Source organism: Streptosporangium sp. NPDC006013 (assembly GCF_040614275.1).
Lineage (GTDB): Bacteria > Actinomycetota > Actinomycetes > Streptosporangiales > Streptosporangiaceae > Streptosporangium.
This window is the reverse complement of the sequence record NZ_JBEXUE010000158.1, coordinates 1-19556: the sequence shown is the minus strand read 5'-3', so window position 1 is coordinate 19556 and position 19556 is coordinate 1. Positions and strand designations below refer to the sequence as shown.

The window sequence follows — 19556 nt, the reverse complement described above, 5'->3', positions numbered from 1 at the left end:
CCTGGTGCACGGGCTGAGCACCCCGGGCATCATCCTGGGCACCCCGAGCTACGGGTTCGACCTGTCCCACCCGGTGGGCCTCCTCATCGCCTCGGTGTTCGCGTTCATATCGGCGCTGCCCCTGGGGGACCGAGCGGCCGAGGCCGTCCTGCGGCGCCAGATGTGGCTACGCGGCGGTCTGGCCACCCTGATCACCGGGTGGGGGATCGCCTGCCTGGTGCCGGGCCTGACCCCGCTGAGCGAATCGCCCCCCGAGGGCACCGGCCTGGGCGGCCTGGAGTGGATCGGGGTGGCCCTGTACCTGGTGGCGGCCGCGATGATGTTCCAGCTGCACCGTGGCCGCCCCGCGGTCGTGCTGATCAGCCTGGTCACCGCGTACGCGCTGCTCGCCGAATCCCTGGTCGCGGGGTTGTCCCACCACAACTGGCACCTGTCGTGGTGGCTCTGGCACGTACTGCTGACCACGGCGTTCCTCTTCGTCGCCTACAGCGCCTACCTGCAGTTCCGGCGGGAGGGCACGAGCGCCGGGCTGTTCGACTCGGTGGCGCTGTCGGCGACGGTCCGCAGGATCAGAGCCGACTACGAGGCCGCCCTGGAGGAACTCGTCGGCCACCTGCGGCGCAGGGAGGAGAGCAGGGTTCCGATCGCGAACAGGCTGGCGGGCAAGTTCGGGCTCACCGAGTCCCAGGTGGCGGTGCTCGACCGGGCGGGTGAGGCACTGGCCAACGAGCGGGAGCTGACCGACAGGCTCGCCGCGCTGGTCGAGGTGGGCAGGCAGGCCCGCGTGGGCCTGCCGGAGCGCGAACTGCTGGCGCAGAGCCTCGACCGCGTACGGCAGGCGTACGGAGACGTCCGGATCAAGCTGGTCGACAACGGCCGGGTCACCGTGAACTCCAGGGAGTACGGCCCGAAGGACTTCCCCGGCGACCAGCCGATCCGGCTGGAGAGGAAGGTCGTCCACCCCCTGACCGTGAAGGGCAGGCTCGCCGGGGCGCTGGAGGTGCCGACCGGCAGAACCCCGCAGGACGAGGCGCTCGCCACCATGCTGGCCGGTCAGCTGTCCATCTCCCTGGAGAACGCCCGCCTCTACAGCGAGCTGGAGACCCTCTTTCGGCAGTACATGTCACCGGACGTGGCCCAGTCACTGCTGGCCGACCCGCAGACCGCGGCGCTCGGCGGCGAGCTGGTGGAACTGACCGCGCTCTTCGCCGACCTGAAGGGCTTCACGAGCTTCTCCGAGCGGGTGGCGCCCGGCGAGATCGTCGAGATGCTGAACCGCTACCACACCGCGGCCGTGCCCATCGTGCTCGGCAACGGCGGCACGATCGTGCAGTTCGTGGGTGACGCGCTGCTCGCGCTGTTCAACGCCCCCGCCCGGCAGTCCGACCACGCCCTCGCCGCGGTGCGGGCGGGCCTGGCGATGCAGGAGGCCGCCGAGGAGATCGCGGCGGGGATGCCCGGCTATCCCCGCTTCAGGATTGGGATCAATACCGGTGAGGCGCTCGTCGGAAACATCGGCAGCCCCGAGCTTCGCGGTTTCAACGCGATGGGCGACTGCGTCAACGTGGCCGCCAGACTTGAGGGAATCGCCGATCCCGGTAGCGTCGTGATCGGCCAGAGCACCCTCGACCTGATCGGCCCCCGGGCCCAGACTCGTTCCCTGGGCCCGCTCAACCTCAAGGGCAGGGAACAACCCGTCCATGCCCACGTGCTGTCCGGGCTCTCGTAGCAGCGCCTCTCGCCCCGGGAGCCGTACGGACACGATCGAGATCACCATGAGGTGGTTATGACTTCTTCCCCCGAACCAGGTGAGTTCATCACATTGCTCACGAGCGATGAGGTAGCGGCTCTGTACGCTGCCGGGCGTCCCCGGCGCTGGGACAGGGGCGCGACGATGTTCACCGAAGGCGACGCGAACGACTGGGTGGTCATCCTGACATCCGGCCGGGTCAAGGTGTCCTCGCACACCGCGATCGGCAGCGAGGTGGTCCTGGCGATCCGGGGACCCGGGGCGTTGCTCGGCGAGTTCGCGGCGATCGACGGGCTGCCCAGGTCCGCCACGATCACCGCCCTCGAACCCGTCGAAGGAGTCACGGTCCGCGACTTTCCCGCCTACCTGCGGGACCACGGGAGAGTCGCGGTGCTGCTCATGCGGATGGTGATCGGCAAGATGCGCGACTCCGACCGCAAACGGATCGAGTACGGCGCGTTCGACACCACGGGCCGGGTGGCCACCCGGCTGGTCGAGCTGGCCGAGCGGTACGGCGAGCCCACCAACGGCGGGGTCCGGGTGACGTTGCCGCTCTCCCAGGATGAGCTGGCCGGCTGGACCGGGGCCTCCCGCGAGGCGGTCAGCAAGGCGTTGCGCTCCCTGCGCGACCGCGGGCTGATCGAGACGGGCCGCCGCCGCGTGATCATCCACGATTTGGAGGGCCTGCGCAGACGGGCGCGCTGAGGGCGCGCCTACCCGGGAGAGGGAAGGCGTCGCCCCCGGCGGTGACGAGCACCACGATCATCGCCTCCGGCCCGGCCCGGGACGCGATCCGGACGGGCGCGCCGTGCCCCGCCGCCCGGCTGCCGTCCGCGCCGGATGCGGCCTGACGCGAGGCGCGAGCGGGTTGGACGTGCTCTGTGGCGGGTCTGGATCAAGATCGACGTACAACGTACGTCAGACTGTAGCTCATGGTCGCAATCCCCCAAGACCTGCCCGGATCCCCTGAATACCTATCCAAACTCCGTTACGCGTGGCGGGTCTGCTCGGTCACCAGCCTCGGCATGGTCATGATCGGCATCTCCGGCAGCACGCTGAACGTCGCACTTCCCACCGTGGTCAGGCACTTTCACGCGGACGCGTTCGCGGCCGGCTGGGTCCTGCTGGCCTTCCTCCTCGTCAACACCGCGACGCTGGTGTTCTTCGGCCGGGTGGCCGACCTGCTCGGCCGGCGGGAGATCTATCTGGCGGGGTTCCTCCTGTTCACCGTCGGATCGCTGCTCGCCGGGCTCTCACCCGGCGTCTGGTTCCTGATCGCGATGCGCGCCGTGCAGGCGATCGGAGCCGCGATGGTCCTCGCCAACGGAACCGTGATCATCACCGACGCCTTCCCGCCGGACAGGCTCAGCCAGGGCATGGGCGTCTACATCGGCACCCTCTCGGTCGCCCAGCTCGCCGGCCCCACCCTGGGCGGCCTCATCGCCGAGACCGCCGGCTGGCAGTGGATCTTCTGGATGAACGTACCGGCTGGGCTGACCGCCCTGGTCTGGGGAGCGCTCACACTGCGCCGGGGGCCCCGGGGGGCGCGCAGGCCGGTGGACGCGCTCGGCAACCTGATCGTGTTCGCCGCCCTCTCCGCGGCCCTGATCGCGCTCTCCGAGGCGGGGTCCCGGGGCCTGTCCAGCCCCGTGGTGACCGTCGGCATGGCGATCGCGGTGGCGCTGGTCCCGGTGCTGGTCCTGGTGGAGCGCCGGGCGTCGCACCCCGTACTCAACGTGCGCCTGTTCGGCGAGCGCATGCTGGCCTTCGCCAACCTCGCCTCCTTCTGCAACGCGCTGGCGCGCTCGGCGCTGATCCTGCTGGTCGCCCTCTACTTCCAGGCCGCCAGGGGCGTCGACGCCGTCACCGCGGCCCTGGGCGTGCTCCCTGTCCCGATCGGCATGGCCCTGGCCTCCCCGGTCACCGGCGCCCTCGGCCGCCGGATCAGGCCGTACGCGCTGTCGGTGGGGGGCACCCTGATGAGCGCGGCCGGGCTGGGCATCCTGCTCCTGAACACCGCTCCCGCCACGCCGTACTGGATCATCGGGGTCGGCCTGTTCCTGTGTGGCTGCGGCAGCGGCACCTTCCTGACCGGCAACACCACCCAGGTCATGGCGGCTCTACCCGCGGGGAGCCTGGGAGTGGTGAACGGCTTCCGGCTTATGATCATGAATGTCGGGATCGTGCTGGGGGTCGCCCTCACGCTCAGCGTGCTGACCGGCTCGGTCAGCGCCGAGCTACGCGGGCAGGTGTACGCGGGCACGCTGTCGCGCCTCTCCCCCGTCGCCGTGGACCACCTGATGGCCGGCTTCCAGCGGACCTACGCGGTCCTGTTCTCCGTCGCCCTGTGCGGGACCGTCGCCGCGGCGCTGGCCCGCCCTCGCCGTCCCCTTCGGGTGGCCGGGAACGACTGATCGGCTCGGCGGCGGGCCCGATAACCGGACATGGCCCCGTACCAGCGTGTCTCCCCCCTCCTTGTGCGACATGGCCGACATAATGGAGACGGCCCGCCTGATCAGGGTGGATGCCGGTACCCCCGCCCGGGTCGTCCCGGACGTGTCTTCTCCCCAGAAACCCGCGTCGCACCGCCCCTCGGGTGTCCGACAGGAGGAGCACATGCGTTTCGTCGCACGGATCGGGATGGCCACCGCGCTCATGATGAGTCCGGGCGTTCCGACAGAACCGGACGCCACCCCCACCCCCGGCCCCACGACGACGTCCACCCCCACACCCACACCCAGCGCCACAGTGACGCCCAGCGCCACCCCCACACCCACACCCACACCCACCCCCACACCCAGCGCCACAGTGACGTCCAGCGCCACCTCCGACACCACCGCCACCGTCACCACTAAAAACCACCAGACAGTGACAATTCCCCCTATATGGGGCAGAAACACCATCCCCAAGGCGCTGAAGAACGTCCCGTCGCTCCGCATCCTTCCCCCGTGGCCCCGCCAGGCCAGCCACGTCCGGATATTCGTGCACTGCCCTCCCTCGTCGAACCACGCGATCATCGGCTCCACCGCGTTCAACCTGAAGGGATCGAACCGTCTCTACCGGGAGATCGGGGCAGGGCTCTCCGACCGGGGATTGGCACACCGCGCCGCGTCCATCTCCTACTTCGCCCTGCCCGGACCCCACGGAGCCTGCCTGAAGTGCGTGAAGGTCACGATGAACAAGAAAACCCGGATCAGGCGGATCCGGGTGACCGGCCGGGCCTCTGCCCCGCTCTTCGTACGAAGGTTCAGCATCTGGCAGTTCTTCGACTGACGACCCACCGCTGACCGGGTGTCCGATCCTCGTGGCTCTCACCTGAGCCACGAGGATCGGACCAGTGCTTCCCGGAAGCGGAGACGGCGGTCAGGAGCCGATCTTGCCGCCCTTCGCGTGCCAGGCGACCACGACGGACGGGCGGGGCTGGGAGGTGCCGCCGTCCGGCCAGTGGCTGCTGGGAGCCTCAGGGGTGGCGCCGTTGGTCTCGCCGGGGTGCTGCACGGCCACGAAGACGCTGCGCTGGTCCGCGCTGACCAGCGGGCCGCAGGTCTCCGCGCCGACCGGCACGCTCAGGAACTGCTTGAGGTGGCCGCGCTCGGAGCCACGGACCGGCATGACGAACAGACCGTCGTTGGCACCGAGCTGGCTGCCGTCCGTGGCGATCCAGAGGTTGCCGTCGGCGTCGAAGGCCACGTTGTCCGGGCAGGAGATCGCCGAGACCTTGGTCTTGTCGAACCCGGCGAAGTAGGTCGCGGGGTCGTTCGGATCGCCGCAGACCAGCGGCAGGGACCAGGCGAAGGTCGTGGCCCCGGCGTCGTTCCGCCGCTCGACGATCTCCAGGATGTGGCCGTGCTTGTTGGCCGGGCGCGGGTTGGCCTCGTCCACCTGGGCCGGAGTCCGGTTGGTGTTGTTGGTCAGCGCCACGTAGACGCCGCCGGTGACGGGGTTGCGCTCCACGTCCTCGGGACGGTCCATCTTGGTCGCCCCGACCTTGTCGGCCGCCACCCGGGTGTAGACGAGCACCTCCGCGGCCGTCATCCCCGGTACGTGCGAGACGTCACCGGTGACCAGCGGGATCCACTCGCCCGAGCCGTCGAACTGCCCGTCGGCCGGGAGCCTGCCGGTGCCGTCGATCTCGGTGGCGGGGCTGTCTCCGGTGAATCTGGCCACGTACAGCGTGCCGTCGTCCAGCAGGTCCCGGTTGTTCCGGTCGAAGCCGGGAATGTAGCGCTTCCTGGAGACGAACTTGTAGACGTACTCGAACCGGGAGTCGTCCCCCATGTAGGCCACCACCCGGCCGTCGGCGGCCAGGGAGGTGGTGGCCCCCTCGTGGGCCAGCCTGCCCAGGGCGGTGCGCTTGATCGGGGTGGAGTCCGGATCGAACGGGTCGATCTCCACGATCCAGCCGGTACGGTTGATCTCGTTCGGGTGTTTCGCCAGGTCGAACCGGTCCTCGACCCGGTCGAACCTGCGGTTTCCACTCGGGATGCCCGTCGTGGCGCTCACCCCGTACCGGGTGAGGTAGGGCTTCTGCGCCTCGGGCACGCCGTTGCCGTTGACGAAGTACTGGTTGAAGTTCTCCTCGCCACTGAGCACCGTGCCCCACGGCGTGGTGCCGCCCGCGCAGTTGTTCAGCATGCCGACCGGCGTGGTTCCCTTCGGGTCGGCCGCGGTCTTCAGCAGGTCGCTGCCGGCCGCCGGGCCGGTGAACCTCATCCGGGTCTGCACGGTGATGCGACGGTTGTAGCGACGAGAGCCCTTGGTCACCAGCCTCCACTGGCCGGAGGCGCCCACCCGCTCGACCTCGACCACCGAGCCGCCGTGCGCGGCCATCGCGATCCTGATCTGCTCCTCCGTCGCGGCGGTGCCGTCCGTGTAACCGCGGAACATCAGGTTCTCGTCGGTGTACTCGTGGTTGACCCAGAGCAGGCCACGGTGCTGCCCCAGCTGGAAGAGCGTCACGTAGTCGCAGTTGTAGCCGAACTGCTTGGCCTGCGCGGCGGCCGTCTGGTTCTCGAAGTCGAACGCCGGAGCGCCGGGCAGCACCGGGTCACCCCAGCCGACCACGACCGCCGACAGGTAGCCCGCGGGGACCGTCACCTTGTCGTCGGTGTTCGGCGCGATGGCGGTGAAGCGCGGGCCGCCCTTCCGGCCGGCGGCCTTCGCCCCCCGGTCCGGGTCGGCGACGGCCGGGAGCGCCGTACCGACCCCCACCCCGGCGACGACGGCGCCCAGGGCGCCCGCGCGCAGCACCCCGCGCCGGGTCATCGCCTCGGCGACCACGTCGCCGAAGTAGGCGTTGTCACTGGTGTTCATCACATCGTGGGCGCACTGGTCACCGCAACGGAACCGGCAGGTGAGCGCACTGCGGCCACCCTTGTGAGGGCTCATGAGCAGGGGCAGCAGGCGACGCGGCGACATGTTCGCCACAGGGTCCTCCAAAAAGGGGTGGAGTCTTACCGCCCGGACGCTACGTGCGCCGGCCAAACCTGAGGTGAACGACATTTGCCCGGACGGTGAACCGTTCGGTGGAGCGGGCCCGGCGATCATCGGGATCGAGCAGCTCGGCGGTGTCCTGTCGTCGGGACGGCCCGCTCCGGCGGGCATCATGGAGGGCGTGCCGCCTTACAAGCCCGACCCCGCCAAGGTTCACGCCGCTCTCGACACCCAGCTGAGCTCCCTCGGCGAGCCGCCCTACGACGGTCCTACCGGGGTCACGGCGCTGCTGGACGCCTGCGTGAGCGTGGTGCTACGAGCCTTCGAGCACGAGATCCGCCCGGAACGGGAGATCACCCGCTTCGCCGTACGGCACCTGCTGGACAGGCTGGCGACGGCCGCTCCCGGCCGGACCGTCGAGGTCCGGGTCCCGCCCTACGCGGCGGTGCAGTGCGTGGAAGGTCCCCGGCATACCCGCGGCACCCCGCCCAACGTGGTGGAGACCGACGCGCGCACCTGGCTGGACCTGGCCACCGGCCGTCTGACCTGGTCTGCGGCGATGGCCGCCGGTAAGGTCGCGGCGAGCGGAGCCCGCGCCGACCTGTCGGACCATCTGCCGCTGCGATAGCCCTCACCGCCGGGACCCCTGCAAGTGCCGGCGGCCATCGACGCGCGCCAGGCACCGTCGGTGTCCTCCCATCCCCGCCCGACTTCTTAATAGTCCTGCACCGGGAAGGAGTCGAACAGCCGCACCCCCTTGGAATTGAGTGTGGTCAGCCATCGGGTGAGTCCGCTGGGCAGACGGGTGGCCAGTTCCGTGCCGTTCACCAGCAGGGTCAGGCCCAGCCGGTGCGAGGGCAGCAAGGTCTTCGCCATGCCCCGCGCGAATGCGCGGCTACGTCGGACGAATTCGTCCAGCTCGGCCTGGTAGGCGGCGAACGCCCGGGTGTGATCGCCACCGGCTGCGGCCAGCTGCCCGGCGAGCACGTACGCCGACACCACGGCGAGGCTCGTGCTGGCGCCGATCGCTGGGCCCGGTGACAGCCCGGCGTCGCCGACCAGCGTCACCCGGCCGCGTGACCACGTGTCCAGCCGGATCTGGGTGATGGAGTCGAAGTAGAAGGACGGGGTGCGGTCCAGCTCGGCGAGCCAGCGCGGGACGTGGCCGTCGAGGTTGGCGAAGTGTTCGCGGAGCAGGGTCTTCTGCCGGGCGACGTCGCGATGGTGGTAATCGAGCGGGCGCTCGGTGCGGAACAGGAACAGCACGCGGGCGTCGTCCAGATGCGCAGCGGTGTAGACCATCGCGGTGCGGCCCACGTCGAAGTAGGCGATCATGGCGCCATCGCGGGCCAGATCGCGGGGCACCGAGACGACTGCCAGGTAAGCGCCGACCCAGTGGGTGAACTGCGACTCGGGGCCGAACGCCAGGCGCCGGACGTTGGAGTGCAGCCCGTCGGCGCCGACCACCAGGTCGAACCGGCGCGGCCCGCCCTGCTCGAAGGTGACCTCACCATCCTCGGAGATGGAGGTGATGGAGTCGGCGAAGACGTACTCCACCGCGTCGCGGGTCGCGTCGTAGAAGATCTCGCTCAGGTCGTCGCGCATGACCTCGATATGCCGGTCGGAGACGGCCGTGAAGATCTTGGTGTTGTCGATCGAGGCGGGCCGCCGGACGCCGGGGCGGTAGGCGAGCGTGCGCTCGGTTTCGGTGGACCGCTTCTGGATCGCCGGAAGGACGCCCATGCGCTCGGCGATGTCCAACGCTGGGCGCCACAGATCCACCGAGTGTCCTCCGGTCTTTCGCGGTTGCGGTGCACGCTCCACCACGGTCACCTCGTAGCCGTACCGGGTCAGCCAGTGGGCCAGCACGGGACCGGCGATGCTCGCGCCGGAGATCAGGACTCGCATGAAAGCCTCCGCAAGGTAAGTGCCGATAAGTGAGAGAAGATCCGCCGGTTACACCGTACATGCGGAGGCTACTCCCTCACATATATTGGTGACCGTGAACTCTGACCGGAAGCTCCGTGCCGACGCCCAGCTGAACCGCGAGCAGATCATCGCAGCGGCCCACGCCCTCATTGCCGAGCACGGCGCCGACGTGCCGATGGAGGAGGTGGCCCGTCGCGCCGGGGTGAGCACCGGCACCCTGTACCGCCGGTTCCCCAATCGGCACGCGTTGATCCGCGGAGTGGCGCTGGACGGCTTCCACCGAGTGATCGCCATCGCCAGGACGGCCGAGGACGAGGAGCCGGACGCCTGGGCGGCACTGTCACGGTTCGTCCGTCAGGCCGGCGGCGAACTGCGCCTGGCGGCCGGCCTGGCCATGCGCTTCGCCGGCACATGGGCCACCCTTCGCGACGACCCGGAAAACCGCCGAATGCGCGAAATCCTGCTGAAGATCCTCGACCGGCTGGTTCGCCGCGCTCAAGCCGACGGCAAGGTGCGGAGCGACGTCGGCGCCGCCGACCTGTCGATGATGATGGCCTTGCTGCTCCGGCCGATGCCGGACCTGCGAGCCGACCTCACCCAGGCCGGCGTCGACCGCTACCTCACCCTCATGCTCGACGGCCTGCGCGCCCGCCCCGACGCCGCCTCCCTCCCCTCCCCGGAGATCACTCTCGCCGATCTGGCGTGAAACGCCAGGGCGCTCTGCTCGCCGCCTTGCCCATCACAGTGCGCGCGAACGCGCAGTGGGGCCTTCGGTCTTCGAGCCGCTCTCTCAAGGGGTGGGCTGGAGCCGGACGCCGAACCTGTCCTCGATGCAGCGCTGCTGTAGCTCCGGTGGCAGGTTGGCGCAGTCACCGATCTTGCTGTAGAGCCAGCTCAGGAACGCCGCCGCGATGATCAGAGTGAGGACGCTCAGCGCTATGCCCACCCAGGCCCTGCCCGGGGCGGACTTCTTGACGAGCGCGACGATGCCGACGATCAGGCCGACGATCGCCACCAGCACACCGAGGCCGCAGACGACGAGCGACACGATGGCCACGATCCCGAGCACGAGCGCGGCGGTGCCGAGCCCGTCGCTCTGCCTGCGCCCCTCACCCGGATACGCCGGGTAAGGCGCGGCGCCCGGATAGGCGGGCATGCCAGGCGGCGGGTACGGCGGCGGCTGGTAGGGGCCTGGCGCGCCCTGAGGCGGCTGGTAGGGGCCCTCCGCGGACGGCGTCTGCGGGCCGGGACCTCCGTAGGGCTGCCCGGCCTGCTGGGCCTCCCCGTATCTCGGCTGCTCCCCGTAGCCGTGCCGGGCCGAGTAGCCCGGCTGGGGAGTGCCGGGAGCGGGCTCGGTGGGCTCGGTGGGCCGAGGCTGGGCCGCGGGTTCCGCTGAGGGCTCAGGCGGTTCGTAGCGCGAGGGCTGGGTGGGGCCGGGGTGGTCAGGGCCGCCCGGAGCCTCCGGGGCGCCCTCCCAGCCGGGATACGCGGCGGGCGTGGCACCGGGCACGGGGTGCGGCGGCCGTTCCTCCGGTTCGGGGACTTCCCGCTCCCGCCCACCGGACTCCGGCGTCTCGTCCCCCTTGGGGGCGTCCGGATCACCGGCCTGGTCAGGCTGGGGGACCTCCGGCGCGACCGGCGTGTCCGGATGCGGCGGCACCCTCGGCTCTTCGGGAACGGGGGGCGGTTGCCGGTTCGGCGTCTCGCCGGGGTCGGGTACGGGCGACTCGGGATCCGGCTCCTTCCACGGCTCCCGCCGCGGATCGGGCTGGTTCGGGTCCACAGGTGGTGTCACGTCTCTTCTCCCGACGCTTGGGCATGCCGGATATCTCACACTCCCCTGTCACCTGCCGACGAAACAGGCTGACACGGCAAAACACCGATGATCGTTCGGTCAGGGTGCGACATGCCACGGAACGGACCCTAGGTGCGAGCAGGGAAGAAGCCGACCTAGAATGAAGCATGTGTTGAAGGGCGACGGCCATCTGAGCCATGACCTTGACCCCCACGACCGGCCTCCGAAGGACGCATGTGGCGTCTTCGGGGTCTGGGCGCCTGGGGAGGAAGTCTCCAAACTCACCTACTACGGACTGTACGCGTTACAGCACCGCGGTCAGGAGTCCGCGGGCATCGCGGTCAGCGAGGGCAGCAGGATCCTCGTCTACAAGGACATGGGACTGGTCTCCCAGGTCTTCGACGAGTCCGTGCTCGGCACCCTCCGCGGTCACCTGGCGATCGGCCACTGCCGCTACTCGACGACCGGGTCGAGCGTCTGGGAGAACGCGCAACCGACGCTGAGCTCGACCGAGGGTGGCGGGCTCGCACTCGCCCACAACGGAAACCTGATCAACACCCCGGTGCTGGCCAGGCGTCTGGCCCCGGGTTCCACCCGGGCGACCACCGACACCGAGGTGCTGACGTCGCTGCTGGCCCAGGATCGCAGCCAGTCCATCGACGACGCGGCCGCCGAACTTCTTCCGCAGGTCAGGGGCGCCTACTCGCTCGTCTTCATGGACGAGCGGACGCTTTATGCGGCCCGTGACCCCCAGGGCGTCCGCCCGCTGGTCCTGGGGCGCCTGGAGCGCGGCTGGGTGGTCGCCTCCGAGACCGCGGCCCTGGACATCGTGGGCGCCACGTTCGTCCGCGAGATCGAACCGGGTGAGCTGATCACCATCGACGAGCGCGGCGTGCGCTCGCGGAAGTTCGCGCTCGCCGAACCCAAGGGCTGCCTGTTCGAGTACGTCTACCTGGCCCGTCCGGACACCACGATCGCCGGGCGCGGCGTGCAGACCACGCGCGTCGAGATCGGCCGCATGCTGGCCCGCGAGCACCCGGTCGAGGCCGACCTGGTCATCCCCACGCCCGAGTCGGGCACCCCCGCCGCCGTCGGCTACGCCGAGGAGAGCGGGATCCCGTACGGCCAGGGCCTGGTCAAGAACTCCTACGTGGGCCGGACCTTCATCCAGCCGTCCCAGACGATCCGCCAGCTGGGCATCCGCCTGAAGCTCAACCCGCTGAAGGAGGTCGTCGCCGGCAAGCGCCTGGTCGTCGTGGACGACTCGATCGTCCGGGGCAACACCCAGCGGGCGATCGTCAAGATGCTGCGCGAGGCGGGCGCCAGGGAGGTGCACGTCCGGATCTCCTCCCCGCCGGTCAGCTGGCCGTGCTTCTACGGCATCGACTTCGCCACCCGGGCCGAGCTGATCGCCGGTTCGCTCAGCGTGGAGGAGATCCGCGCCTCGCTCGGCGCCGACTCGCTCGGATACATCTCGCTGGAGGGCCTGACCAAGGCCACCACGATCCCTGCCGACCGGCTCTGCCGCGCCTGCTTCGACGGTAACTACCCGATCCCGATCGACCAGGACAACGTGGGCAAATACGTGCTGGAGGCCAAGCATTGAGCAGGTCAGGCAGTCAGACCGCCCGGCCGACGAGAGAGGCCCCATGACCAGCTACGCGGCCGCAGGAGTGGACATCGACGCGGGTGAGCGCGCCGTCGAGCTGATGAGGTCGAAGGTCGCGCGGGCCCGGCGGCCCGAGGTCGTGGACGACGCCAGCGGCTTCGCCGGCCTCTTCGACGCCTCGGCCCTGCTGTCGTACCGGCGGCCGCTGCTCACCACGTCGACCGACGGCGTCGGCACCAAGGTCATGCTGGCCCAGCGGCTGGGCAAGCACGACACGATCGGCCTCGACCTGGTCGGCATGGTCGTGGACGACCTGGTGGTCTGCGGTGCCGAGCCGCTGTTCATGACCGACTACATCGCCTGCGGCAAGGTCGTTCCCGAGCGGATCGCCGAGATCGTGGGCGGCATCGCCGAGGGCTGCCGTCTGGCGGGCTGTGCCCTCATCGGCGGGGAGACCGCCGAGCACCCCGGAGCCATGGGCGCCGACGAGTACGACCTCGCGGGCGCCGCCACCGGCGTGGTGGAGGCCGACCGGATGCTCGGCCGGGACAGGGTCCGCGAGGGCGACGTGGTCCTCGCACTGGCCTCCTCCGGCGTGCACTCCAACGGCTACTCGCTGGTCCGGCACATCATCGACCGGGCCGGGCTGTCGCTGGAGGCCGAACTGCCCGAGCTGGGCCGGACGCTGGGCGAGGAGCTGCTGGAGCCGACCAGGATCTACTCACTCGACTGCCTGGAGCTGGCCCGCACGGTCGACGTCCACGCGTACGCGCACATCACGGGCGGCGGCCTGGCGAGCAACCTGGCCCGTTCACTGCCCGACGGGCTGGACGCGCTGCTCGACCGCTCGTCATGGACCCCGCCCGCCGTCTTCGAGGTGCTCGCCGGACACGGCCAGGTGGCCCAGGCCGACATGGACCGCACGTTCAACCTGGGCGTGGGCATGACCGCGATCGTCGCCGCGGAGGCCGTGCAGCCCGCCCTGGCGCTGCTCGGCGAGCGTGACCTTCCGGCCTGGGTGCTCGGCGAGATCGTCGAGGGCTCCGGCCAGGCACGTTTCCGATGACCCGATGGATCTTCCCCGCCCCGGGCCGGGGCGGGGAAGATCCCGGGTGAGTCGAGTACCACGAAAAGCGCCCCGGACCACCGGAGCGCCGCATATTGTCGACTCCCAGCGAGAAGGACACCCGGCCGCCATGTGCTCACCGCCGGGTGCCCTGCTCACCGTCAAACCGAAACCCGCCTAGCGGCGCCCGGATGTCCCGTCGTCGCGGTCATCCTTGGAGCCGAAGTCATCGGCGTAATCGGCGTACCGATCCGCCAGCTCGTCGTAGGCGTCGTTGGAGTCGTCGTCGTGGTTGGAGTCATCTCTGACTCCGAGCTCGTCGCGAAGACGCTCAAGATCAGTGCCACCGCTGTTGTACTTCAGCTGGCGAGCAACCTTGACCTGCTTGGCCTTTGCTCGGCCGCGCCCCATTGGCTCGACCCCCTCGTGTGGGGTCGTGCCCGACCCCTCGTCGCTAACGCACCACGCACTGACGCCACCTGACTTGAGGCGCCAGCTCTCGTTCGCCTACAACCGTACCCGTTTTACGCCCGGCTCGGTACGCCGTATGGGCGTGTGGGGCTAGTGGCCCAGCCAAATGCCCCTAATTCGCCCGACTTCCGACATTCTTCGCTCAGCCAGCCTATCGGCTGCGACAGCCGGAGGAACGCCGTCCTCCGCCGCAGTGGAGAAGATCTTAAGAGTCGTGTCGTAGATCTGGGTGGCCTTTGCCCGCGCCCGGTCCATGTTGAACCCGGCGATCTCGTCCGCGACCTGGATCACCCCGCCGGAGTTGACCACGTAGTCGGGCGCGTAGAGGATTCCCCGGTCGGCGAGCTGCTTCTCCACGCCCGGATGGGCCAGCTGGTTGTTGGCCCCGCCGCAGACGATCGTGGCGCGCAGGCGGGCCACCGTCTCGTCGTCTAGCGCCCCGCCGAGGGAGCACGGCGCGTAGACGTCGATGTCGGATCCGGTGAGCTCCAGCCGGTCGGCGACCACCTCCACCCGCGGGTGGCGCCGCAGCAGCCGCTCCACCGCCACCTCGCTCACATCGCAGACCACGACCTCGGCGCCGTCCTCGACCAGGTGATCGACCAGGCGGTGGCCGACCTTGCCCACGCCCTCGACACCGACGCGCCTGCCGCGCAGCGTCGGCGTACCGTAGGCGTACTCGGCGGCGGCGCGCATGCCCTGGAAAACGCCGTAGGCGGTCAGGATCGACGAGTCCCCGGCTCCGCCGTTGGCCAGCGTGCGGCCGGTCACGTAGGAGCTCTCGCGGGCCACGACGTCCATGTCCTCGCTGTAGGTGCCGACGTCACACGCGGTGTAGTAGCGGCCCCCGAGCGACTGGACGAACCGGCCGTAGGCGCGCAGCAGCGCCTCGCTCTTGTCCTTCGCCGGGTCGCCGATGATGACGGCCTTGCCGCCACCGAGGTCGAGTCCCGCCAGGGCGTTCTTGTAGGCCATCGCCCGTGAGAGATTGAGCACGTCCGCCAGCGCGGCCTGCTCGCTCTCGTAGGGGTAGAACCTGGTGCCGCCCAGGCCCGGGCCCAGGGCCGTGTTGTGGATGGCGATGATGGCCCGCAGGCCACTGCGCTCGTCGGAGCAGAAAACGACCTGCTCGTGCCTGTTCTGGCCGGTTACCGGGCCCGCGTCCTTGTGGGACAGCCCGAAGACGTCGGTCACTGTGGTGACTCCCAGTCGTCCGTTCCCGCCGCTCCGTCGCGGCGGAGATCACCTTCAGCGTAACCACAAGCCCGCAGCGGGACGACTCACGCGAAGGTCTCATCACGTTTGACGAGGGGGCCGCCGGGTCCGCCCGGTGGGTACGCCGCCTCGCCGCCGTGGTTCCCGCGTTCGAAACGGTCAGGCCCTCGAAGGAGCGGAGGAGTCACCCGGACGGCGGCCACGAAAGCCGGTCCGGTACGGACAGCGGCCCGTCGTTCGTGACACGATGCGGACGTGCTGCCCTACGCCGCGTACCTCCGCGTCTACGAGCCACTGGTCGCGTTCACCCCCGCGGAGCGCGTCTCGTGGGCCGCCTACGCCGAGGCGGCCGACCGACCGCGCCGAGCCGGCGCCCTCCACGCCGAACACGGCGAGGCGGTGCGGCGCCTCCTGGGGATCCCACCGACCCCGGCACCCGCCCAGGAGAGCCCCAACGCCTATCTGAGGCGCGTGGAGGAGGTCCTGTACGTCTGCCCATGGCAGAGCAGGCTGAGGTCGTGGCTGGCCTTCTCACGCTTCCGTGGGGCGACCCCGCCCAAGCTGCTGGAGCGGTTCGTCCCACCCGCCGTCGCGGAGCAGACCGCCGACGACTTCGACCGGTTCAAGCGCCGTACCGACTCGGCCGCGCTGCGCACGCACATCCGCGGCTCCACCTGGCACGTTCCGACCTCGTGGTTCGTCCCCTTCGACGGCAACGAGCGCTGGCTGGTCATCGACGGCGACGGGGGCCAGGGGGGCACGACCACCACGCGCAATCTGATCTACGTCACCTCCATGGCCCATGCCAGGCGCCGCAGCGCCCGTGCCCTGCAGATCATCAGGAGGCAGGTCGGCGAGGTCTCGATCACCGCCGAGGTCGAGGACGTGGCACGCTGGCTGGAGGAGTTCCACCCGCATTCGCTGGTCGAGCTCGACTACGGCGGCATCGTCAACCTCATGGACGACGAGACGCTCCAGGCCGACGAGTCCGTGGCGGAGCTCGCGGCGGCGCTGACAGGTCTGGAAAAAGGCGAGGAAGAACTGGCGTTCGCCATGTACCAGCGCGTCATCCTCCGCTGGCGATCAATACAACTTCTCGAATCGGCAAACTGACTCGCAAATCATCCCTTCGACCTGCGTAAGTAGGTCCGTCGATGACCGGGGATGCACCTACGAACTGAGTAGTTTGCCGTTTTCACTGCGATACCACGAAACGTGTCGCTAGAATCACCGAGCGTGACAACAACACGTGCACAAGAGAGATGAGTCACTCAAAGACTCGCCAATCGCTCTACGTGGCTGTATGGTCACATCGGGTGATGCCGTATATGGCCCAAACTGCCGCACGCAATGGCCATAGGCGGACATCCGTGACAAGCGTCAAGTCGCAGGATCGCTGTCGCCGGTCCACATGGAGGAGAGGCCGCACAAATGTCAGCTCGTACACCCGAGGCAGAGCCGCTGCTCACCCCGGCGGAGGTCGCAACCATGTTCCGCGTCGATCCCAAGACCGTGACCCGGTGGGCGAAGGCGGGCAAGTTGACGTCCATCCGCACCCTGGGTGGACACCGCCGGTACCGGGAGACCGAGGTTCGCGCGCTGCTCGCGGGGATTCCGCAGCAGCGCTCAGAGTAAGACGGGGGCCGTCACTGACCTAGGGGGATTGGTGCGCGCTCACCCTGTGAGCGCGTAGGCCACACAGGTTTATGGGGAGCGGCGTCGCCCGCCCGGCGCCGCCCCAGCCACCTGCCCGGCGTCTTTCCCGGACCGTGGATCAGCTCGTCTGGTCCCGGAGCAGGTTGTCCAGCAACTCGCCGACCTGCGAGTCGTGCTTGGCCGCCACACCGAGCAGCGCCACCATGTGGTCGACCAGCATGCGCTCCAGGGCCGGCCGCTCGATGTCGCGGTGCTCCAGCCAGTCGAGGCCCGCGGTCTCGACGGAGGCGATCCAGGAACGCAGCGTGATGCGAAGCGCGGGGCCGGGCTCCTCGACCCGCATCTGCTTCATGATCAGTATGAACAGCCGGTTCCTGACCGAGTCGACGATCTCCCCGATGTCGCCGCTGCGGTTGGCGGGACCACCCCTGAGCAGCGCGGCGAAACCCGCCGCGTGCTCCTCCACGAAGTCGAAGTATCGGGTGAGCCCTCCGGCCAGCTCGTCCAGCGGACGGCCGTCCTCGTGGGGCCTTAGCCTTGCCTCCAACTGGGCCGCGGCGCTTTTCAGCGCGGCGACGTAGAGCTCCTGCTTGCCGCCGAAGTAGTGGTAGACCAGAGCCCGCGACGCGCCGGCCGCAGAGGCCACGTCATCGATCGACACGTCTTCCGCGTCCCGCCTGCTGAACAGCTCCAGGGCCGCCGCCATGAGCTCCTCACGGCGCCGGTCCACGCTGAGCCTGCGCCGCGCCGGTCGCGCGTCACCCGCCGCAGGTTTCGCCTGTTCGGCGGCTCCGGATGTCGAACCCACACCGTGCAGACTATCGGAGTCGGTACGCACGGCGTTGAGGTCAAGATCGGAGTTCCCTGCCCCGGAGGCCGTACCCCATTCGGAACTCGATCGTTTTGAGTGACAGGTGCCCATCCACCATCGCGGGGGAGAGCCATGTCAGGACCGCCGGTCAACACCACCGTCACCCGAGCCCGCGGGTTCGCCGAGCCCGTCTTATCCGACGGGTGCGGACCACGCCCGAGACCCACGATCCGCAATGTGGCCGAACGGGCCGGTGTCTCCAAATCACTGGTCTCGCTCGTCCTGCGCGGATCGCCACACGTCAGCGAGCATCGCAGGCAGGCCGTGCTCCAGGCGGCCAGAGACCTCGGCTACCGGCCCAACGCGGTCGCGCGCAGCCTGGTCGAGGGCCGTACCCATCTGGTCGGGGCGCTCGTCGCCGACCTGCACAACCCGTTCTACGCCGAGTTCCTGGACGGCCTGCAGGAGAGCCTGCACGGCGACGGGCTGAGGCTCCTCATCGGCAACAGCCAGTGGGACCCCGCCTTCGAGGACGAGGCGGTCGAGGCATTCCTCGAACTGCGCGTCGACGGGCTCGTCCTGCTCGGCATCGCGCCCACCAGCGGGACGCTCATCGAGGCCACCGGCTACACGCCCACGGTCGTGGTGGGCGAGCGCGACATCGACCTAGGCGGCGTGGACATCGTCGTCGACGACGACCAACTCGGCGCCCGTCTGGCCGTCGACCACCTCGTGGAGCTCGGCCACCGCCGAATCGCCCACATAGAGGCCTCGGGCATCTCCTCCGGGCGCTTCCGGTGCGAGGGTTACCTGGTCGCGATGCGCAGGCACTCCCTGGCCCCGTACATCATGGTCGAGGAGGGGGCCTCCAGCGAGGAGGGCGGCGCGCGGGCCGCGCACAGCCTGCTCACCCGCGACCCCCGGCCTACAGCGATCTTCGCCGCCAACGACCTGGTGGCCATGGGCGTGCTCTCCGCGGCCGCCGAACTGGGCCTGCGGGTTCCCGAGGACCTGTCGGTGGTCGGGTACGACAACATCCACCGTGCCGGGACCCAGCCGATCTCGCTGACCACCGTGGACCAGCCCCGCCGCGCCATGGGCCGTTCCGCCGCCGCGCTGCTGAACGACCGGATCGGCGACCCCGGCAAGGCCTCACGCCTGCGCCAGGTCGCGCCGCAGCTGGTCGTACGGAACAGCACGAGTTCCACCGAGCGCTGAAGCGCCTGCCTGGAGCGTTACAGGACGCCCAGGCAGGCTTCATCAACTCCCCAAAATCAGGTCAACATCGCGAACGCCGGTGTGCCGCCGGTGTTGACTCTGGCCGAGACGAGGGGGGTAACAATGCGTGATCCAGAACTGGTGTCATGCGCCCAGCGGGCCGCCGCCGAGCTTGAGCGGGCGTGGGCGCACTGGCGGACCGCCCGGGGCCGCAGCGGAGACGCCGGAGCCGAGTCCGTCGCCAGCTACGTGGCCCATTCGATCGACCACCCGTGGGGGCGTCCGCGCGTGGTCCTCGGGCTGGACGCCGAGGACGCCAGGGAACTCGCCTCGCTCCTGCAGAAGCAGGAGGTCGGCGAGCACGCCTGGTAACAGAAGGTGACAGCCGGGTACATATCGCGACAACGGCCTAGCCACGTCGTCGCGCCGCGTAAGTTGGGTGGTTGGCGACCTACTTGGGGGCGATGAGCGTGACCGGCAGAGCACTCGCGACGGCCCTTGTCCTGTGCGGCCTGAGCGCCGCCGTCCCGGTGATCTCCACCTTGCCGTCGGCGAAGAGCCCGGTCTCCACCGCCACGGTTCGCGTCGTGCTTCCGTCGACCC

Annotated in this window: 18 protein-coding genes; 12 read left to right on the top strand and 6 right to left on the bottom strand. The window is 69.7% G+C overall.

Translation table 11 applies throughout. The annotated features are described in order from the left end of the window. The 4 genes from ABZ260_RS23670 to ABZ260_RS23655 form a co-directional block, all read left to right on the top strand. Positions 1 to 1729 (top strand): adenylate/guanylate cyclase domain-containing protein (locus tag ABZ260_RS23670; protein WP_355621397.1); only part of this gene is annotated, 1729 nt, incomplete at its 5' end. Between the two features lie 57 nt (positions 1730 to 1786). After that, positions 1787 to 2455: a Crp/Fnr family transcriptional regulator gene (locus ABZ260_RS23665; RefSeq protein WP_355621394.1), complete on the top strand. Its 669-nt coding sequence runs from the start codon at positions 1787 to 1789 to the stop codon at positions 2453 to 2455. Positions 2456 to 2682: 227 nt separating this feature from the next. Next, on the top strand, positions 2683 to 4164 hold the full coding sequence (locus ABZ260_RS23660; protein WP_355621391.1) for an MFS transporter: 1482 nt from the start codon (positions 2683 to 2685) through the stop codon (positions 4162 to 4164). A gap of 202 nt (positions 4165 to 4366) precedes the next feature. Next, the gene (locus tag ABZ260_RS23655) at positions 4367 to 5023 is read left to right on the top strand and encodes a hypothetical protein (protein ID WP_355621388.1); all 657 of its coding nucleotides are present in this window, start codon (positions 4367 to 4369) and stop codon (positions 5021 to 5023) included. A 90-nt stretch (positions 5024 to 5113) separates the two neighbouring features. On the opposite strand, the gene ABZ260_RS23650 is transcribed toward ABZ260_RS23655, so the two are convergent. Beyond that, on the bottom strand, positions 5114 to 7168 hold the full coding sequence (locus ABZ260_RS23650) for a PhoX family phosphatase (RefSeq protein ID WP_355621404.1): 2055 nt from the start codon (positions 7166 to 7168) through the stop codon (positions 5114 to 5116). Positions 7169 to 7355: 187 nt separating this feature from the next. Between ABZ260_RS23650 and ABZ260_RS23645 the strand changes: the two genes are divergently transcribed. Beyond that, positions 7356 to 7811: a sterol carrier family protein gene (locus ABZ260_RS23645; protein WP_355621401.1), complete on the top strand. Its 456-nt coding sequence runs from the start codon at positions 7356 to 7358 to the stop codon at positions 7809 to 7811. 86 nt (positions 7812 to 7897) lie between these two features. On the opposite strand, the gene ABZ260_RS23640 is transcribed toward ABZ260_RS23645, so the two are convergent. Beyond that, positions 7898 to 9091, bottom strand: a complete 1194-nt coding sequence (locus ABZ260_RS23640; RefSeq protein WP_355621385.1) for an FAD-dependent monooxygenase — start codon at positions 9089 to 9091, stop codon at positions 7898 to 7900. A gap of 94 nt (positions 9092 to 9185) precedes the next feature. On the opposite strand from ABZ260_RS23640, the gene ABZ260_RS23635 reads away from it, so the two are divergent. Further along, positions 9186 to 9818 (top strand): TetR/AcrR family transcriptional regulator, encoded by a 633-nt coding sequence (locus tag ABZ260_RS23635; protein WP_355621382.1) that lies wholly within the window; start codon positions 9186 to 9188, stop codon positions 9816 to 9818. Positions 9819 to 9902: 84 nt separating this feature from the next. On the opposite strand, the gene ABZ260_RS23630 is transcribed toward ABZ260_RS23635, so the two are convergent. Next, positions 9903 to 10907: a hypothetical protein gene (locus ABZ260_RS23630; RefSeq protein ID WP_355621379.1), complete on the bottom strand. Its 1005-nt coding sequence runs from the start codon at positions 10905 to 10907 to the stop codon at positions 9903 to 9905. A gap of 160 nt (positions 10908 to 11067) precedes the next feature. On the opposite strand from ABZ260_RS23630, the gene purF reads away from it, so the two are divergent. Continuing rightward, on the top strand, positions 11068 to 12513 hold the full coding sequence (purF, locus tag ABZ260_RS23625) for an amidophosphoribosyltransferase (RefSeq protein WP_355548321.1): 1446 nt from the start codon (positions 11068 to 11070) through the stop codon (positions 12511 to 12513). Between the two features lie 43 nt (positions 12514 to 12556). Further along, positions 12557 to 13582 carry a phosphoribosylformylglycinamidine cyclo-ligase gene (gene purM, locus ABZ260_RS23620; protein WP_350929752.1) on the top strand — a complete coding sequence of 342 codons (1026 nt, stop codon included), beginning with the start codon at positions 12557 to 12559 and terminating at the stop codon, positions 13580 to 13582. A 177-nt stretch (positions 13583 to 13759) separates the two neighbouring features. Here the strand turns inward: purM and ABZ260_RS23615 are convergent, their stop codons facing one another. Next, positions 13760 to 13993, bottom strand: coding sequence for a DUF3073 domain-containing protein (locus ABZ260_RS23615; protein ID WP_355621376.1), 234 nt, complete (start codon positions 13991 to 13993; stop codon positions 13760 to 13762). A gap of 150 nt (positions 13994 to 14143) precedes the next feature. Next, on the bottom strand, positions 14144 to 15247 hold the full coding sequence (locus tag ABZ260_RS23610; RefSeq protein WP_355621373.1) for a Glu/Leu/Phe/Val dehydrogenase dimerization domain-containing protein: 1104 nt from the start codon (positions 15245 to 15247) through the stop codon (positions 14144 to 14146). A gap of 276 nt (positions 15248 to 15523) precedes the next feature. On the opposite strand from ABZ260_RS23610, the gene ABZ260_RS23605 reads away from it, so the two are divergent. Together ABZ260_RS23605 and bldC are read left to right on the top strand one after the other, a co-directional pair. Continuing rightward, positions 15524 to 16381: a hypothetical protein gene (locus ABZ260_RS23605; protein ID WP_355621370.1), complete on the top strand. Its 858-nt coding sequence runs from the start codon at positions 15524 to 15526 to the stop codon at positions 16379 to 16381. Between the two features lie 318 nt (positions 16382 to 16699). After that, positions 16700 to 16903, top strand: a complete 204-nt coding sequence (gene bldC / locus ABZ260_RS23600; RefSeq protein ID WP_013133571.1) for a developmental transcriptional regulator BldC — start codon at positions 16700 to 16702, stop codon at positions 16901 to 16903. Between the two features lie 139 nt (positions 16904 to 17042). On the opposite strand, the gene ABZ260_RS23595 is transcribed toward bldC, so the two are convergent. Further along, positions 17043 to 17732: a TetR/AcrR family transcriptional regulator gene (locus ABZ260_RS23595; protein WP_355621367.1), complete on the bottom strand. Its 690-nt coding sequence runs from the start codon at positions 17730 to 17732 to the stop codon at positions 17043 to 17045. A gap of 240 nt (positions 17733 to 17972) precedes the next feature. Between ABZ260_RS23595 and ABZ260_RS23590 the strand changes: the two genes are divergently transcribed. Next, the gene (locus tag ABZ260_RS23590; protein ID WP_051752919.1) at positions 17973 to 18953 is read left to right on the top strand and encodes a LacI family DNA-binding transcriptional regulator; all 981 of its coding nucleotides are present in this window, start codon (positions 17973 to 17975) and stop codon (positions 18951 to 18953) included. A 123-nt stretch (positions 18954 to 19076) separates the two neighbouring features. Further along, complete coding sequence (locus ABZ260_RS23585; RefSeq protein WP_355621364.1) at positions 19077 to 19325, top strand: hypothetical protein; 249 nt, start codon at positions 19077 to 19079, stop codon at positions 19323 to 19325. Positions 19326 to 19556 lie beyond the last annotated feature (231 nt).

Excerpts from the sequence above, each read along its gene's own strand:
- ABZ260_RS23665 (WP_355621394.1), top strand. The coding sequence starts at position 1,787 with ATGACTTCTTCCCCCGAACCAGGTGAGTTCATCACATTGCTCACGAGC.
- ABZ260_RS23660 (WP_355621391.1), top strand. The coding sequence starts at position 2,683 with ATGGTCGCAATCCCCCAAGACCTGCCCGGATCCCCTGAATACCTATCC.
- ABZ260_RS23655 (WP_355621388.1), top strand. The coding sequence starts at position 4,367 with ATGCGTTTCGTCGCACGGATCGGGATGGCCACCGCGCTCATGATGAGT.
- ABZ260_RS23650 (WP_355621404.1), bottom strand. The coding sequence starts at position 7,168 with ATGTCGCCGCGTCGCCTGCTGCCCCTGCTCATGAGCCCTCACAAGGGT.
- ABZ260_RS23645 (WP_355621401.1), top strand. The coding sequence starts at position 7,356 with ATGGAGGGCGTGCCGCCTTACAAGCCCGACCCCGCCAAGGTTCACGCC.
- ABZ260_RS23640 (WP_355621385.1), bottom strand. The coding sequence starts at position 9,091 with ATGCGAGTCCTGATCTCCGGCGCGAGCATCGCCGGTCCCGTGCTGGCC.
- purF (WP_355548321.1), top strand. The coding sequence starts at position 11,068 with ATGAAGCATGTGTTGAAGGGCGACGGCCATCTGAGCCATGACCTTGAC.
- purM (WP_350929752.1), top strand. The coding sequence starts at position 12,557 with ATGACCAGCTACGCGGCCGCAGGAGTGGACATCGACGCGGGTGAGCGC.
- ABZ260_RS23615 (WP_355621376.1), bottom strand. The coding sequence starts at position 13,993 with ATGGGGCGCGGCCGAGCAAAGGCCAAGCAGGTCAAGGTTGCTCGCCAG.
- bldC (WP_013133571.1), top strand. The coding sequence starts at position 16,700 with ATGTCAGCTCGTACACCCGAGGCAGAGCCGCTGCTCACCCCGGCGGAG.
- ABZ260_RS23585 (WP_355621364.1), top strand. The coding sequence starts at position 19,077 with ATGCGTGATCCAGAACTGGTGTCATGCGCCCAGCGGGCCGCCGCCGAG.